This window comes from Bradyrhizobium sp. I1.14.4, assembly GCF_050435825.1.
Classification (GTDB): Bacteria; Pseudomonadota; Alphaproteobacteria; order Rhizobiales; family Xanthobacteraceae; genus Bradyrhizobium.
Map to the genome: position 1 here is coordinate 1 of NZ_JBNDLA010000022.1, position 15,921 is coordinate 15,921.

The window sequence follows — 15,921 nt, forward strand, 5'->3', positions numbered from 1 at the left end:
CCATGCGAACGACGCCACGGGTGGCCGGCTTCAGATCGGAATACCCGGCCGGCTTCGAATTGGAATGCATGGCCGGCTTCGTCGGAATCCGCAGCATGACAACGGAGAGGATGCGAGTCCGCCTGGAGCATTACTCCCTTCGCTGCCACATTCCTCTTGCCAGTTGCACGCAGACAATCGTGAGATGATGCACGAGGCACAGCCGGGAGATTGCGATGGATGATCGAGCCGTGCGGATGGCACTGCAGCGCCATTGGGAGGCATCGGACACGAGCGATTTCGAGCGCGAGCATCGCATCTACCGCGAGGACGCGGTGCTTGATTATCCGCAATCGGGCGAACGGATCCGCGGCCGGCGCAACATTCAGCAGAGCCGGACAGTGCAGCCGAACAGGAAGCGCTTCACGATCCAGCGCATGATCGGCGGCGGCGATCTCTGGATCACCGAATACATCCTCACCTATGACGACAGGCCGTCCTACGTGGTGAGCATCATGGAATTCCGCGACGGGCTGGTCGTCCACGAGACGCAGTATTTTGCCGACCGGTTTGAGCCCTCGTCCTCGCGGGCACACCTCGTCGAGCGCGTTGGCGGAACGTCGTCGCAATAGGCCGACGAACATTATCGCCGCACCGCTGGTTGTGGAAGCGGGTTCGAACACCACGGTCCGCCACGTCGTACCACTCCGCCCACCAGGGACGACAGCATGCGCGTTGGCAAGCAGCGGTTACATTCCGTGGCTCTCGAAAACCTTCTTGCAGCCTGAGCTCAGGCTGGCTCGCTTCATCTGAAGACAATTCTGCACGGCATCGTCATTGCCGAGGTCCTTCCGGCAGAAGCGCTGTGCATCGCGTGAGCACGCGGATTGTTCCGCCTTGGTGCCGGAATGCTGCGCCGCCAACACGGCGCCGCTGCTCATGATCGCGGCGACACCGAGAGCAACGATCGAAAGATAGCGCATCGTGAGTTCCTCCCGCTGCCTAAACGGCGGCCGGCGCCCTTCGTTCCTGTGGAACCGGATCTCCCGCTACTTCGGCTGCGACGCAAAACTTGCAGGGCAGAACTTGCAGGGATGAAACTCCCTGCCGAATTCGGACGTCAGCCGCAACAGATCGAGGACGTCAGCCCCGAAGCCATCTCGCGAAAGCAGGACCCAAGCCGTTGCTGGCGCGTTGCATGAAAGCTGGCTTTGAGAACCATGCACACTGCAGGCCGTATTCGATTGTGCCGTCGACGCGCGCCAAGCTTCCCGATGACCATTCGCCCGACGGCGGCGGACGACATGATCGCGCGTGCGATCGCCCGCAACGCCGCACCTGCTCCGGAACAGATCGCCCGCGGATTGACATGGGGTGCCGACGAGAAGGTGCTGCTCGTTCTCGCGGCTGCCGGCTGGCTCGCCTCGCGCGGGCGCGGCGCCGCTCTGGAGCGCGCCGGCAATCATGCGCTGCTGGTAACGGTCGCAGCATCGCTGCTGCCGCACGGCCTGAAAAGGCTGTTCAACCAGACCCGCCCGGACCGCCTGACCGTGGTCGGCCATGCCAACGGCATCCCGATCTCGGGCAAGCGTGACGACGCCTTTCCATCCGGTCACGCGCTGCATATGGGCGCGCTGGCGTCGGCGGCTGCGACACTGCCCGCCAGCGTGCGCCGCGCAATCCAGGCAGTTGCGATCGGCCTTTCCCTGACGCGCGTTGCAGTGCTCGCACATTGGACGAGCGACGTGATCGCCGGATTCGTCCTTGGAGCGGGGCTCGAGCGGCTGCTGCGATTATGGACCGGTTATCCGGGCGACGATCCCCAGCGGAGCAAGCCCCGATGACCGAATATGTCATCCGCTTTCTGCTCGGCGGCGCCGTCGTATCGGCCTTCGCGATGCTGGGCGACGTTCTGCGCCCCAAGAGCTTCGCCGGCCTGTTCGGAGCGGCGCCCTCCGTTGCGCTCGCCACCCTCGGCATCGCCGCGTACCAGCACGGCGCCGACTACGCAGGCCTGCAGTGCCGCGCCATGATCGCCGGCGCACTCGCGCTCGCGGTCTATAGCTTCGTTGTCTGCCAACTGCTTGTTCGCACAAGGTTGCGCGCCATCCCTGCAACATCGCTGTCGCTTGCCGTCTGGCTGACGATCGTGTTCGGCCTGCTGGCCCTTGCCGGAGGGCAGGCATGACGCCAGTCCGCCTCTCATCGTCGGCTCTGAGAGAAGGCAGCTGGAGCGAATATCTGATCCGCTTCCTGTTCGGCGGCGGCGCGACAGTTTTCACCGGCGTGATCAGCAGCTATTTCGGCCCGTACATCGGCGGCGCCTTTCTTGCGCTTCCTGCCATCTTCTGCGCCAGCGCAACCCTGATCGAGAAGCATGAGATCCGCCGCAAGCGACAAGCGGGACTCGATGGCACACGGCGCGGGCAGCAAGCCGCCGCACTCGACGCCGCTGGCGCCGCGCTGGGTGCGTTCGGCATGATGGCGTTTGCGATTGTCTTCTCGCTGATGGTGGATCGCACCGTCGCGGCCGCCTTCATCGGCGCATCACTTGCCTGGCTGGTTTGCTCGGTTGCTGCATGGTACGTGCGTCGCAAGCTGCGGTCGGTACGGCTGCCGCGAACCGACGGAAACAAGCTCGTCGGCCGGAAAGCCGACCGCATCCTGCATTGAATCTCCCAATGCGGAACCCGTGACGGTTACGGCGCCAGGTACCGCAGCAATTCCGGATCGTTGCGCACCTCGCCTGCGGCGCCCTGCAGCGCGACGCGGCCGCGGTCCAGCACATAGGCGTAGTCGGCGACGCGCAGCGCGAGGTCGAGGTGCTGCTCGACGATCACGACCGAGATGTCCTTGGCGAGCTCGATCAGCCGCTCGGTGATCTCCTCGATCACGCCGATCCAGACCCCTTCGGTCGGCTCGTCCAGCAGCAGCAGCTTCGGACTGCCCAGCATGGCGCGGCCGATGGCCAGCATCTTGCGCTCGCCGCCGGACAGCGTGCCGGCCGGCTGGTCGAGGCGCTGGCCGAGCTTCGGGAAGATCGCCAGCACGCGATCGACCGCGCTCGCATCCGAATTGGTCAGCGAGCCGACGGCAAGATTGTCGCGCACCGACAGGCGGGCGAACACTGAATGCTCCTGCGGCACATAGCCGATGCCGGAGCGCACGCGCTCCTCGGTGCGCCGGCGCGTGATGTCGCGGCCGTCGAAGAACAATTCACCCTGCGAGCTTGCAAGCTCGCCGACGATGGTCTTCATCAGCGTGGTCTTGCCGGCGCCGTTGCGGCCGAGCACGGCAACGCCGCCGCGCCAGGGAATGCCGATGTTGACATCGAACAGAACCTGGCTGCGGCCATAACCGGCATCGAGATGCCTGATATCGAGGAATGATTGGTCAGGCACGGCGAAGATAGATCTCCTGGACGCTCTTGTTGGCCTGGATGTCCGCAACAGTACCCGACGCCAGCACCTTGCCCTGGTCGAGCACCGTGAGGCGGTCGCAGATGTCGCGGATGAAATCGAGGTCGTGTTCGACGATGACGAGCGAACAGTGCTGCTTGATCGGCTGCAACAGCTCGCCGGTGACGCGGCGCTCTTCGAGGCTCATGCCGCCGGTGGGTTCATCCAGCAGCAACAGCCGCGGCTTGCCGGCGAGCGCCATCGCGATCTCGAGCCATTGCTGCTGGCCGTGCGACAGCGCCGCGGCGGCATCATGCGCGCGATCGGCGAGGCGGAACTGGGTCAGCATCGTCATCGCCTGATCGTGCAGCTTCCTGCGGGTGCGTGACAGCACCAGATCGAACAGCGAGGACTGTGCCTGCAATGCCAGCAGGATGTTGTCGTACAGCGTCAGCGTCGGCAGCACCGAGGTGATCTGGAATTTCAGGCTCATGCCGGCGCGGGCGCGCTCGGTCGGCGTGAACGCCGTGATGTCGGTGTTGACGAACGAGACCTTGCCCGTAGTCGGCACCTCGGCGCCGGCGACGCACTTCATCAGCGTGCTCTTGCCCGAGCCGTTCGGGCCGATCAAGCCGTGAAACTCGTTCTCGCCGACGGTCAGCGCCGCACCGTCCAGCGCGGTGAGCTTGCCGTACACCTTGCTGATGCCAGACGCCTCAAGGAGCGGCATTGCCGGTCTCCTTTGGGGCTTTCCCGAAACTGCCGACCCGCTCGCGCTCGCCAAGCACGAAGGAGATCAGCCCGAGCGGGCGGAACATGATCACGAGCAGCAGCAGCACGCCGAGGATGATCGGCCAGATATCGCGGTAATTGTCCGACAGCCAGAAGCTGACGCCCTCGATGATCACGGTGCCGATCACGGCGCCGATCAGCGTGCCGGAGCCGCCGAACAAAACGTAGAGCACGACCTGGGTCGAGAACACGACGCCCAGCATGTTGGGCCAGACAAATCCCTCGTGAAAGGCGTAGAGGCTGCCGGCAAGACCGGCGATGGTGCCGCCGACCGCGAAGATGATCGCCTTCAGATGCTGCGGCTTGTAGCCGAAGAAGGCGATGCGCTGCTCGTTCTCGCGCAGGCCGGCGAGCGCCAGCCCGAATTGCGAGCGGACCAGGAAGCGGCACAGCAGATAGACGACCACGAGGATGCCGAGCACCATGTAGTAGTAGACCGGCCCTTCCTCCAACTCGTAGCTGCCGAGCGTGAGTGGCGGAATCGACGGGATGCCGTTCTGGCCGCCGAGATAGTACCAGCCGCGCGCCAGCCGATCCGCGGCATAGGAGCCGGTCAGGGTGCCGAGCGAGACGAAGATCACGCTCGAGGGATAGCGCCCGAGCAGCAGAAACCCGCCGAGCAGCAGCGACGCGGTGAGGCCGATCAAGGTGCCGGCCGGCAGGATCAGAAGGATCGAGGTGACGTTGAGGTCGCGCGCGAGCAACGCCACGCCGTAGCCGGCGGCGCCGAAGAACAGCGCCTGGCCGAAGCTCATGATGCCGGCATAGCCCCACACCAGATCGAACGACAGCGCAAACAGCGCGAGGATCACCACGCGGGTGGCGAACACCGTGAGATAATCCTGAAGCACCCATGGCAGGATCAGTGCGATCAGCAGCACCAGCCCTTCCACGATCGGCAGGACCTTCCATCCTGCCGATGCCTGTCCCGCCGGCGCGCTTGCGGCCGGTGCACCCTCACCCGTCACGACATCCGGTCCCTCGCCTATGCGAGCGACGGCCTGCTTTGCTCTACCCATTGATTGCTCAACATTCCTTGGGATCAACGAGACCGGCGCTGCGCGCCACGATCTCATAGTTTCCGCCTTTGGCAACGGCGGTGTACATCTTCATCTTGCAGTGACGCTTGCCCGGAACCATTTCGGCGGGCCCGCCGGGTCCCTCGGCGATCTTGGCGTGGTCAAGGGCGGCCGCAACCGACTCACGATCGACCTTGCCGGCTTCCTTGACCGCCGCTTCCCACAGCTTGAGGCCGCGATAGGTTCCGGTGGCGGCGCTGCCGGCCGCGAACAGGAAGTTGCCGGGAAAATCCTTCTCATAGGCCGCCTGGATCTTGGCGTTGAACGGATCCTCCTTGGTCAGCACCTTGAAGTAGTCGAGGCAACTCGCCAGCCCCTCGATCTCGTCGGCCTGATTGATGTTGAGCGTGTTCTCGTCATAGTACACGCAGGCGAGCCGCCCGCCGCTCTTCAGGAAGCCGGCTTCATAGAGCTGCTTGAAGAACGGGCCGACGCCCGGCGGAATCACGGTGTTGAAGACGACGTCGACCTTGTTGGAGATGATGCGGTTGACGGTGGCCGAGAAATCGACCTGGTCGAGCGGGTAATACTCTTCGAACACGACCTCGCCGCCATTGGCCTCGATCACCTTGCGGGCGTAGACGTTGAGCGTGTGCGGCCAGACATAATTGGCGCTCGGCAGCGCGAACTTCTTGCCGCCGTTCTTGATCAGCCAGGGAATGAACTCGTCGCATTGCTGCGCCGGTGTCGGCCCGGTGCAGAACAGAAAGGGCGTGCACTCCTTGCCCTCGTAGAGCTGCGGATAGATGTAGAGCGTCTTGCCGCGCGCCACGATCGGGTCCTTGATCGCGTTGCGCATCGACGACGTGATGCCGCCCAGCACCATGTCGACCTTGTCGCGCTGGATCAGCTTGCGGACATTGCCGACCGCGACCGATTCGTTCGAGGCGGTATCCTCGATATAGAGCTCGAGCGGCCGGCCGAGCAGGCCGCCGCCGGCGTTGATCTCCTTGATCACCATCTTGGCGACGTTGGCGTCGGCGTTGCCGGCATAGGCGATCGGGCCGGTCAGATCGGTCGCGATTCCGACCTTGATCGGCCCCTCGGCGGCATTGGCCCAATCGGGCCTGACGACCCAGCTTCCGACCCCGGTCGCCAGCGCGCCGGTCGCGAAGGCGAAATTGCTCATGAAGCGGCGGCGCGTGAGATTGGTGCGATCGAACATCAGACTAAACCCCTTTTCCCGATATGAGGCCCTGCGGGCGGAATTTGATGAAGGCAATGGCGAGCACGAAGACGAGGACGTCGGCGACAACCGGAGACATTACCCATGGCAGCGCCGCGCTGAGCGTGCCGATCACACCGGCGCCGGCGACCGGACCGATGAAGGAGCCGACCCCGCCGACCATCACGGCGACGAAGCCCTGGATCAGGAATCGTATGCCAAGATCGGCAAAGAGGCTGAACACCGGCACGATCAGCGCGCCGGCAAGCCCGGCCAGGGCCGCGCCGAACGCGAAGGTCGCCCCATAGATCAACGGCGTCGAGATACCCGACGCGCGCGCCAGCGCCGGGTTCTCCAGCGTGGCGCGGACCCGCAACCCGAAGCTGGTGCGCGCGAGCAGCAGATAGCAGGCGCCCATCACCAGCAGCGTGATGACGATGATGGTGAAGCGCCAGGCCGAGATGTGGACGGAGCCGAGGTCGATCGAACCGCCGATCGGCTCCGGCACCGTCAGATAGAAGCCGCCGATCAGGCCGCGCACGCTTTCGCGGATGATCAGGCCCAGCGCATAGGTGCCGAGCATCGCCACGATCGGCGCGGCGTAGAAACGCCGGATGATCAGCGCCTCCAGCACGAAGCCGATCGCGCCGACCACAAAGGGCGCGGCGACCATGCCGACCCAGACCGGGGCGCCATGAGCGTAGGCCAGATAGGTCACATAGGCCCCGAGCAGGACGAATTCGCCCTGCGCGAAGTTGAAGATGCCCATCATGCTGGCGATGATGCCGAGCCCGAGCACGACCAGCACGATGATCGCGCCGAAGCTCACGATCTCGAACGCCGCGGCAAAGGTGCTAGCCATGGTGTTCGATCCATCCAGCCTGCGTCTGCAACAAGCGGCGCCTCACATCTTTTTCCAGTCGCCGGCCTGCTCGAAGGCATGCGCGGCGCGGTAGATGGTCTGCTCCTCGAACATCCGGCCGACCAGCATCAGGCCGACCGGCAGGCCGTCGACCATGCCGCAGGGCAGCGACATCGCCGGGTGATGGGTGATGTCGAACGGCGCGGTGTTGGAGATCATCTCCAGCGCGCGGGCGACATAGTCCTCGCGGCTGGCATTGGCCGCCGGCAGCGGCGTCGCCTTCATCGGCGTGGTCGGCAACAGCAGCAGATCGTAGTCCTTGAACGCCTTGTCATAGGCCGCGGTGAGGCGGCGGGAGATGTTGAGCGCCTTGCCGTAGAAGCGCGGGCCGAAATTGTTGTTGATGTAGGTGCCGAGCAGCATGAACAGTTTTGTGGTCTCGGACAGCGAGTCCGCCTTCTGACGCCAGCCGCGATGGAAATCCATCAGCGTGGTGGAGTAGAGGTCCGATCGGCTGAGGCCGTAGCCGTCGCCGAACATCATGGTCTGGGTCATGCCTTCGGTGCCGATCGGGGTCCAGATCGCCGGGCCCATCATGTGCATCGGGATCGAGACGTTCTCGACGCTGGCCCCGAGATCCCTGAAGCGCTTGGCCGCCTCGCGCACGCTTTCATTGACCGCGGATTCCGCGGTCGGCTGCTCGAAACCTTCCTTGAGGATACCGATCTTCATGCCCTTGACGTCGGCGCCGAGCGCCTTGGTGTATTGCTCGACCTTGGGCGCCTTGATGCGCGGATCATAGCCGTCGTCGCCGGCGATCACTTCGAGCAGCAGCGCGTTGTCTTCCACCGTTGCGGTCATCGGGCCGGTGTGGTCGACGAAAACCTCGATCGGCATGATGCCGGTGTAGGGCACGAGGCCCCAGGTCGGCTTCATGCCGTAGGTGCCGCAGAACGAGGACGGCATGCGGATCGAGCCGCCCTGGTCGCCGCCGATCGCCATGTCGACCTCGCCGAGCGCGACCACGACGCCCGATCCCGACGACGAACCGCCGGCCGAATAACCCATCTTGTGCGGATTGTGCACGGCGCCGACCGCGCCGGTGTGGCTGCCGCCGGACATGCAGAAGGATTCGCAGTGGGTCTTGCCGGCAATCTCGGCGCCGGCATCCAGCATCCGCGTGACGATGGTGGCGTCGAAGTCGGGCACATAGCCTTCCAGCGTCGCCGAGCCGTTCATCATGGGCACGCCGGCCAGCATGATGTTGTCCTTCAGCGCCACGGTCTTGCCTTTGAGCTTGCCGGAGGCTGCGCCCTTCACGGTCGACTTGCGGTACCAGGCGTTGCGCGGGTTTTCCTCAGGGCTCGGGCGATAGCCCGGCGTACGCGGATATTTCACCGCCGGCACTTCGTCCGGCATCGCGGCAACGAGGTTGTAGGCGTCGATCGAGCCCTGCATCAGGCCGCGGAACGATGCCACGTCCTCATCGGTCAGGGACAGGCCGCACTGCTCGGCGACGGCACGAAGTTGCGTTGGCGTGGGAAGGACGACGGTCACGGCGCTCTCCTGAAGCTTTTGATCTTTGGAATTGATCCCTGGAACTGATCCCTTGGACGCAGGGCCGCGGACAGCGCGTTGACACGCGCGAACCGCTCACCCCGCCGCTGTATTCAAAACGGAAATATTTTCCTTTTCAAGTATTATTTCGCGAAACCTTCTGGCGAGGCGTCGCACCCGCCTCAGATCGCCTTGATCACCCTGAAGTCGAGGCCATCGGCTTCCGCAAGATACATCGGCATCCTGGCATGGCCGCTGCGAACCGTAACCGGACCGCGCGGGCCGCGATAGACGAGATTGTCCGCTGCCGCGAGCAGCGGCCGCATCTCCAGCGTGCCGGCGCGGTTGGCGGCAGCCTCAAGCAGGCAGAATCCTTCATACGCGGACTCGCCGCACGACCCGACTGGCGGCGCGAACGGACCGAACATCGCGCGATAGCGGTCCCTGAATTCGTCACCAGCCTGCGAGCCGACACAGGGGAAATAGCCGGAGGCGCAGAACAGGTTCTCGGTCTTGTCGGCGCCGATGCCGAGCAGCGCCGTCTCGTCGAAGCAGCCGGCAAAGCGCAACGTGGTGGCGGCGAGCCCGGCATCGGCGAAGGCGCGGTTGAAGGTCACGCTGTCGGTGCCGATCAGCGAGATCAGCACGACATCGGGCTTCGCCGCACGGATGCGCGCCAGATGCGGCTCGTGATTGTCCTCGCCGACCGGCACGAATTCCTCGCCGACGACCTCGCCGCCGGTCTCCTTGATGTAGCGCTTCACCGCGCGATGCGACTGCCACGGCCAGACATAGTCGCTGCCGATCAGGTACCAGCGCGCGGCCTTCTTGACCTCGGCCAGCCAGTGGATCGACGGCCGGCTCTGCCAGCGCGGCGTCTCACCGATCGCGATAACGCCCGGCGTCCGCTCGCCGCCCTCATAGACCGGCGTGTAGATGTAGGGAACGCGGCTGCGGGTGATGAGGTTACGCAGCGCGACGCGCACCGCGCTGGTGTGCATGCCCATGATGAGATCGACTTCGTCGGACGCGATCGCCTGCTCGGCGCGGTCGAGCACGTCGTCGAGCGGCCCGCCGGCGTCGTAGACCGAGAACTCGATCTCGCGGCCGAGGATGCCGCCGCGCCGGTTGATGTCGGCGACCGCGAGCTGTGCGATCGAGGTCGCGGCTGGACCCCACATCCCGGGCGAGCCAGTGCAGCAGACGAAGCCGCCGACCCGCAGCCGGCTGCGCGCACCGCGCGGACCGAAACCGCCGCGATCCATCGGCGAAAATACCCGATCGGACGCCGCCGACGCCAGGTTCCTGAACAGCAGGGATGGCGGGAGCGGGAGGCCGCCATCCCTGTTGTTCAAGAATCCGGCCATGACATTGGGCGTCGAATGCACACCTGCTCCTGTCTGGCACCGGCACGCCGCGGCGAGCGCGGCATCGCCCTCGCGGGCGACGGTACCATTTTAGATCGTCTTGATCACCCTGAAGTCGAGACCGTCGGCCTCGGCGAGATAGATCGGCATTTCGGCGCGGCCGTCGCGAATGGTCACCGTGCCGCGCGCGCCGCTGTAGACGAGGTCGCGCGCCGCGACGGACAACGGCCCCATCGACAGCGAGCGGGCCCGGTTGGCCGCCGCTTCGAGAAAGCGCATCCCCTCGTAATTGGACTGCCCGACCGAGCCGATCGGCGGCGCATGCGCCCCGAACATCGCGCGGTAGCTGGTCCGGAAGTCGTCATTGGCGCGTGAATCGACGCAGCCGAAATAGCCGGAGGCGCAGAACAGGTTCTCCGTCGCGTCGGGCCCGATGCCGAGCAGCACGGTCTCGTCCATCGCGCCCGCATAACGTAGCGTGGTGGCGGCGAGGCCCGCCGCGGCGAAGGCGCGGTTGAAGGTGATGCTGTCGGTTCCGATCAGTGTGATCAGCACGACATCGGGCTTGGCGGCGCGGATCCGCGCCAGGTGCGGCTCGTGATTGTCCTCGCCGAGCGGGACGAATTCCTCGCCGACCACCTGGCCGCCGGCCTCCTTGATGTAGCGCTTCACCGCGCGATGCGATTGCCAGGGCCAGACATAGTCGCTGCCGATCAGATACCAGCGCGACGCCTTCTTGACCTCAGTGAGCCAGTGGATCGCCGGGCGGCTTTCGGCGCGCGGCGTCTCGCCGATCGCCATCACCCCTGGCGTCCGCTCGCCGCCCTCATAGACCGGCGTGTAGACATAGGGGATGCGGCCGTTTGTGACCTTGCGCAGCGCGAGGCGGACCGCGCTGATATGCGAGCCCATGATGACGTCGATCTCGTCGAACGCGATCGCCTGCTCGGCGCGGCGCACGACCTCGTCGATCGGACCGCCGGCGTCGTACATCGACAATTCGACCTCGCGGCCGCGGATGCCGCCGCGCCGGTTGATCTCGGCGACCGCGAGCATGACGCTGTTGGCGGAGATCGGCCCCCAGATCCCGGGCGCGCCGGAGAAGGTGATGAAATTGCCGATCCGGAGCTTGCCGGCGGTGCCGCCACGGCGCGAGGAGCCCGGCCTGACGGTCAAAGCGAGATCGGCCGCGCAGGACGACGGATTTCGAAACAGGTGCGGCGGCGCGACGGGCATGCCGCCATACGCCTGGAAAGAGACCGTCGAGAGCACGCCAACTCCTGTCTGGGAAGCAGTACGCAACGCAGCCAGCGGGCGGTCGCGGCATCCGCCCTTTGGTTGGGGGAATATCCTATGTGAAAATATTGAATATTCAACAATTGAAGTGCATATAGAAGCGGCATGAGTTGCCGGACATTCATTCACCGGGTCAGGAACCAGGTCTCACGCCGTGGCTAAACCGCCGAAAGAAAATTCCCCGATCACCGAACACCTCGCCTACCTGCTCGCGCAAGCCAACCGGGAGATCAACCGGCAGTTGGAGACGCGGCTTGCCAAGGAAGGCGTGCCGGTCGAGCAGTGGCGCATCCTTAAAGTTCTGTCCGACGGCAACGGCCACTCGATGGGCGAGCTTGCCGACGCGGTGCTACTCAACCATCCGACGCTGACCAAGATGATCGACCGCATGGTGTCGGACGCCCTCGTCTACCGCGTGCAGGATCCCAAGGATCGCCGCAAGGTCCTGATGTTCGTCTCCGACCGCGGCAAGGCGCTGTGCCGCCGGTTGAACTCGCTGGCGGTAAGCCAGGAAGAGCACATTGTCGAGAGCTATGGCGACAAGTCGACCACCGAGCTCAAGCGCCTGCTGGAAAGCCTGATCGGCAGCGCCAACTGAGGCCGCGCCGACGGGGCGCGCCGATTTGGCGCGCCGCTATCGAACCGTCGAAAAAAGACCGGCAGGATATGTCGGGATACGACGATATGGTGCGTCCTCCGGGCGCGCCAGCGGCGCAACCTTCGCGCCTGATCGCGCAGGTCCACACGTTTCGCGAGGACACCCCGTCATGACTTCGATCACGCCGTTCCTCTGGCTCGACAACAACGTCCGCGACGCCGTCGCCTTCTACAAATCGGTGTTTCCGAACGCCGAGATCGAGACCGTCAGCGATTTCATGGCGAGCTTCGAGCTCGAGGGTCAGCGGTTCTACGCGCTCAATGGCGGGCCGCAGCACAAGTTCAACGAGGCAGTGTCGTTCTTCCTGAGCGTCGAGACCCAGGAACAGGTGGATTACTTCTGGAGCAAGCTCACCGATGGCGGCCAGGAATCGCGCTGCGGCTGGCTCAAGGACAAATTCGGCCTGTCCTGGCAGGTGATCCCATCAGCGCTCAGCCGCTATCTCAGCGATCCCGACCGCAAGGCGGCCGACCGCGTCATGCAGGCGATGCTGAAAATGCGGAAGATCGTGATCGCCGATCTCGACAAGGCGTATGCGGGCTGACGGCGATGCGCGCTCGACGGGCGGGCCAATTGCCCGCCGCGTCAGGGCTTGCGGCGGCTTACGCGTACCGCCCGTGGCAGTGCTTGTACTTCTTGCCTGACCCGCAGGGGCAGTCCTCGTTGCGGCCGACCTTGCCCCAGCTTGCCGGATTGGTCGGATCGCGGTCGGCGGTCGGCATCCCCGGCGCCAGCGAGGCCTGGGCGTAGGTCGCCTCGGTCAGGCTGGCCCGGGCGAACTCGTCCTCGCCGGTGTTGGGATCGAGCTTGTGCGCTTCCATCACCGGCAGCGGCTGCGGCGGCTCTTCCGGCGGGACGATCTCGACCCGCATCAGCTGCGCGGTGACCGCCTCGCGCAGATGCGCGCTCATCTCCTGGAAGAGGTTGAAGGCTTCGGTCTTGTACTCCTGCAACGGATCGCGCTGCCCATAGCCGCGCAGCCCGATCACCTGGCGCAGGTGGTCGAGCATGATCAGGTGCTCGCGCCAGAGGTGGTCCAGCGTCTGCAACAGGATGGTCTTCTCGACGTAGCGCATCACGTCGGGGCCCCATTGCGCGACCTTGGCCGCCATGCGCTCGTCGACATGGTCCTCGATACGCGTCAGCAGTTCCTCGTCGGCGATGCCCTCTTCCTTGGCCCATTCATCGACCGGCAGCTCGACATCGAGCACGCGCTTCAGCTCTTCCTTGAGACCCGCGGTGTTCCACTGCTCGGCATAGGCGTGCTCGGGGATGTATTTGGCGACCACGTCCTCGACAAAGGCATGGCGCATGTCGGTCACCGTCTCGACGACGCTGTCGTCCTTCATCAGGTCGATGCGCTGATCGAAGATCACCTTGCGCTGGTCGTTCTGGACGTTGTCGAACTTCAAGAGGTTCTTGCGGATGTCGAAGTTGCGCGCCTCGACCTTCTGCTGGGCCTTCTCGAGCGCCTTGTTGATCCAGGGATGGATGATGGCCTCGCCTTCCTGCAGGCCGAGCCGCTGCAGCATGCTGTCGAGCCGGTCGGAGCCGAAGATGCGCATCAGATCGTCTTCCAGCGACAGGAAGAACTTCGAGCGGCCGGGGTCGCCCTGACGGCCGGAACGGCCGCGCAGCTGATTGTCGATGCGGCGGGATTCGTGGCGCTCGGAGCCGATGATGTAGAGGCCGCCCGGCTTCTTCACGGTCTTGGCCGGCTTGTTGCCCTTGGCGGGCTCGATCTCGAAATCCTCTTCCGCCTTCAGCACGATCTCGCGGAAGCGCTCGATGTCGGCCTTGATCAGCTCGATCTTCCTGGCCTTCTCGGCCTCGTCGGTGATCGCGGCGGTCTCCTGCTGGATCCGCATATCGAGCGAGCCGCCAAGCTTGATGTCGGTGCCGCGGCCGGCCATGTTGGTCGCGATCGTGATCGCGCCCGGCACGCCGGCTTCCGCAACGATGTAGGCTTCCTGCTCGTGGAAGCGCGCGTTCAGCACCGCGAACAGTTTTGCCGGCTTGCCCGCGCGCGCGGCAGCGTAGAGCTTCTCCATGCCGGATTCGGACGTGAAATCGATCTGCTTGTAGCCGTGCTTCTTGAGGTACTCGGCCAGCACTTCCGATTTCTCGATCGACGCCGTGCCGACCAGCACCGGCTGCAGCCGCTTGTTGGCACGCTCGATCTCGGCAAGGATCGCGCCGTACTTTTCGTTCTGCGTGCGGTAGACCTCGTCGTCCTCGTCGAGACGCGCCACCGGCAGATTGGTCGGAATCTCCACGACCTCGAGCTTGTAGATGTCGAACAGTTCGTCGGCTTCGGTCAGCGCCGTGCCGGTCATGCCGGACAGCTTCTGGTACATCCGGAAATAGTTCTGGAAGGTGATCGAGGCCAGCGTCTGGTTCTCGGGTTGGACCGTGACGTGCTCCTTGGCTTCCAGCGCCTGGTGCAGGCCTTCCGAATAGCGGCGGCCCTGCATCATGCGTCCGGTGAACTCGTCGATGATGATGACCTCGTCATCGCGGACGATGTAATCCTTGTCGCGCGTGAACAGCGTGTGCGCGCGCAGCGCCTGGTTGACGTGATGCACGACGGAGACGTTCTCGACGTCGTAGAGCGACTCACCCTTGAGCTGGCCGGCGTCGCGCAGCAAGTTCTCGAGCTTCTCCATGCCGCCTTCGGTCAGCGTCACCGTGCGCTGCTTCTCGTCGACCTCGAAGTCGGCCACCTTGGTAAGCAGCGGCATGAAGGTGTCGATGGTGTTGTAGAAATCCGAGCGGTCGTCGAGCGGGCCGGAGATGATCAGCGGCGTGCGCGCTTCGTCGATCAGGATGGAATCCACTTCGTCGACGATCGCGTAGAAATGCTCGCGCTGGACCATGTCCTCCAGGCGGTACTTCATGTTGTCGCGCAGATAGTCGAAGCCGTATTCGTTGTTGGTGCCGTAGGTGATGTCGCAGGCATAGGCCGCCTTGCGCTCGGCGTCGTCGAGGCCGTGCACGATCACGCCGGTGGTCAGCCCCAGGAACGTATAGATCTGGCCCATCCAGCCGGAGTCGCGGCGGGCGAGGTAGTCGTTGACGGTGACGACATGGACGCCCTTGCCGGCGAGCGCGTTGAGGTAGACCGCAAGCGTCGCAACCAGCGTCTTGCCTTCACCGGTCTTCATCTCGGCGATGTCGCCCTCGTGCAGCACCATGCCGCCGATCAGCTGAACGTCGAAATGGCGCTGGCCGAGTGTCCGCTTGGCCGCCTCGCGCACCGTGGCAAAGGCCGGAACCAGGAGGTCGTCCAGCGTCTTGCCGCCGGCGAGCTGCTGCTTGAATTCGGCAGTGCGGGCCTTGAGCTCGTCGTCGGACAGTTTGACGAGTTCGGGCTCCAGCGCATTGATGGCGTTGACGCGGGACTGATATCCCTTGACCCGACGGTCGTTGGCGGAGCCGAAAAACTTGCGGGCGAGCGCGCCGATCATGCGAAATTCCTGTTCTTCGGTCTTAAGTTACAGCCTGAGATGGTCCACCGGGTCGCCTATCAACTCACCGTGACGCGCTACGGTTCGAGCCCCGCCCGGGGCTCCTCCGCCAATTGAGTGGGAAACAGGCCATCCTGGGTTCAACGGCGAAAAACGCAGCAAAATAAGCGCTCTCACCGGTGACACGGTTGGCCAGAGATATGGCCCGGTCGGGGGGTTGTCAACGCTGGCAAGATGTCAAGGAATTCATCATTTTGACAAGACTTTCGCGTTGCCAATGTAACACGATTGGGCGAGTGTC

17 protein-coding genes are annotated in these 15,921 nt (G+C 64.6%); 7 read left to right on the forward strand and 10 right to left on the reverse strand.

Annotated features, from left to right (window positions below; all coding sequences use genetic code 11):
- On the forward strand, window positions 1–188 hold a 188-nt coding region (locus ABIB78_RS30195; RefSeq protein ID WP_429031181.1), incomplete at its 5' end, for a hypothetical protein.
- A 27-nt stretch (window positions 189–215) separates the two neighbouring features.
- Complete coding sequence (locus tag ABIB78_RS30200; protein WP_429031184.1) at window positions 216–611, forward strand: nuclear transport factor 2 family protein; 396 nt, start codon at window positions 216–218, stop codon at window positions 609–611.
- A 117-nt stretch (window positions 612–728) separates the two neighbouring features.
- Here the strand turns inward: ABIB78_RS30200 and ABIB78_RS30205 are convergent, their stop codons facing one another.
- Window positions 729–962, reverse strand: a complete 234-nt coding sequence (locus ABIB78_RS30205; RefSeq protein ID WP_429031186.1) for a hypothetical protein — start codon at window positions 960–962, stop codon at window positions 729–731.
- 291 nt (window positions 963–1,253) lie between these two features.
- On the opposite strand from ABIB78_RS30205, the gene ABIB78_RS30210 reads away from it, so the two are divergent.
- Genes ABIB78_RS30210 through ABIB78_RS30220 form a run of 3 tightly spaced genes read left to right on the forward strand, consistent with a single transcriptional unit; the run spans window position 1,254 to window position 2,652 of the window.
- Window positions 1,254–1,823: a phosphatase PAP2 family protein gene (locus tag ABIB78_RS30210; protein ID WP_429031189.1), complete on the forward strand. Its 570-nt coding sequence runs from the start codon at window positions 1,254–1,256 to the stop codon at window positions 1,821–1,823.
- A complete protein-coding gene (locus ABIB78_RS30215) occupies window positions 1,820–2,167 on the forward strand; it encodes a DUF3147 family protein (RefSeq protein WP_429031190.1) in 348 nt (115 codons plus the stop codon). Before ABIB78_RS30210 ends, ABIB78_RS30215 begins: the two co-directional genes overlap by 4 nt.
- Window positions 2,164–2,652, forward strand: a complete 489-nt coding sequence (locus ABIB78_RS30220; protein ID WP_429031193.1) for a DUF3147 family protein — start codon at window positions 2,164–2,166, stop codon at window positions 2,650–2,652. Before ABIB78_RS30215 ends, ABIB78_RS30220 begins: the two co-directional genes overlap by 4 nt.
- A gap of 26 nt (window positions 2,653–2,678) precedes the next feature.
- Here the strand turns inward: ABIB78_RS30220 and ABIB78_RS30225 are convergent, their stop codons facing one another.
- The 8 genes from ABIB78_RS30225 to ABIB78_RS30260 all read right to left on the reverse strand — a co-directional run bounded on the left by ABIB78_RS30225 (window position 2,679) and on the right by ABIB78_RS30260 (window position 11,471).
- On the reverse strand, window positions 2,679–3,380 hold the full coding sequence (locus ABIB78_RS30225) for an ABC transporter ATP-binding protein (protein WP_429031196.1): 702 nt from the start codon (window positions 3,378–3,380) through the stop codon (window positions 2,679–2,681).
- Window positions 3,373–4,107, reverse strand: a complete 735-nt coding sequence (locus ABIB78_RS30230) for an ABC transporter ATP-binding protein (RefSeq protein ID WP_429031198.1) — start codon at window positions 4,105–4,107, stop codon at window positions 3,373–3,375. Before ABIB78_RS30230 ends, ABIB78_RS30225 begins: the two co-directional genes overlap by 8 nt.
- The gene (locus ABIB78_RS30235; protein WP_429031201.1) at window positions 4,094–5,188 is read right to left on the reverse strand and encodes a branched-chain amino acid ABC transporter permease; all 1,095 of its coding nucleotides are present in this window, start codon (window positions 5,186–5,188) and stop codon (window positions 4,094–4,096) included. Before ABIB78_RS30235 ends, ABIB78_RS30230 begins: the two co-directional genes overlap by 14 nt.
- A gap of 7 nt (window positions 5,189–5,195) precedes the next feature.
- On the reverse strand, window positions 5,196–6,413 hold the full coding sequence (locus ABIB78_RS30240; protein WP_429031202.1) for a substrate-binding protein: 1,218 nt from the start codon (window positions 6,411–6,413) through the stop codon (window positions 5,196–5,198).
- Window positions 6,414–6,417: 4 nt separating this feature from the next.
- A complete protein-coding gene (locus ABIB78_RS30245) occupies window positions 6,418–7,275 on the reverse strand; it encodes a branched-chain amino acid ABC transporter permease (protein WP_018269185.1) in 858 nt (285 codons plus the stop codon).
- Window positions 7,276–7,317: 42 nt separating this feature from the next.
- The gene (locus tag ABIB78_RS30250; RefSeq protein ID WP_429031206.1) at window positions 7,318–8,832 is read right to left on the reverse strand and encodes an amidase; all 1,515 of its coding nucleotides are present in this window, start codon (window positions 8,830–8,832) and stop codon (window positions 7,318–7,320) included.
- A gap of 182 nt (window positions 8,833–9,014) precedes the next feature.
- Window positions 9,015–10,199: a substrate-binding domain-containing protein gene (locus tag ABIB78_RS30255; protein WP_429031208.1), complete on the reverse strand. Its 1,185-nt coding sequence runs from the start codon at window positions 10,197–10,199 to the stop codon at window positions 9,015–9,017.
- 90 nt (window positions 10,200–10,289) lie between these two features.
- Window positions 10,290–11,471: a substrate-binding domain-containing protein gene (locus ABIB78_RS30260; RefSeq protein ID WP_429031210.1), complete on the reverse strand. Its 1,182-nt coding sequence runs from the start codon at window positions 11,469–11,471 to the stop codon at window positions 10,290–10,292.
- A 178-nt stretch (window positions 11,472–11,649) separates the two neighbouring features.
- Between ABIB78_RS30260 and ABIB78_RS30265 the strand changes: the two genes are divergently transcribed.
- Together ABIB78_RS30265 and ABIB78_RS30270 are read left to right on the forward strand one after the other, a co-directional pair.
- Window positions 11,650–12,093, forward strand: coding sequence for a MarR family winged helix-turn-helix transcriptional regulator (locus ABIB78_RS30265; RefSeq protein WP_016847408.1), 444 nt, complete (start codon window positions 11,650–11,652; stop codon window positions 12,091–12,093).
- Window positions 12,094–12,262: 169 nt separating this feature from the next.
- On the forward strand, window positions 12,263–12,697 hold the full coding sequence (locus ABIB78_RS30270) for a VOC family protein (RefSeq protein WP_429031213.1): 435 nt from the start codon (window positions 12,263–12,265) through the stop codon (window positions 12,695–12,697).
- A gap of 58 nt (window positions 12,698–12,755) precedes the next feature.
- Here the strand turns inward: ABIB78_RS30270 and secA are convergent, their stop codons facing one another.
- Complete coding sequence (gene secA, locus ABIB78_RS30275) at window positions 12,756–15,620, reverse strand: preprotein translocase subunit SecA (RefSeq protein WP_429031215.1); 2,865 nt, start codon at window positions 15,618–15,620, stop codon at window positions 12,756–12,758.
- Window positions 15,621–15,921: the final 301 nt, after the last annotated feature.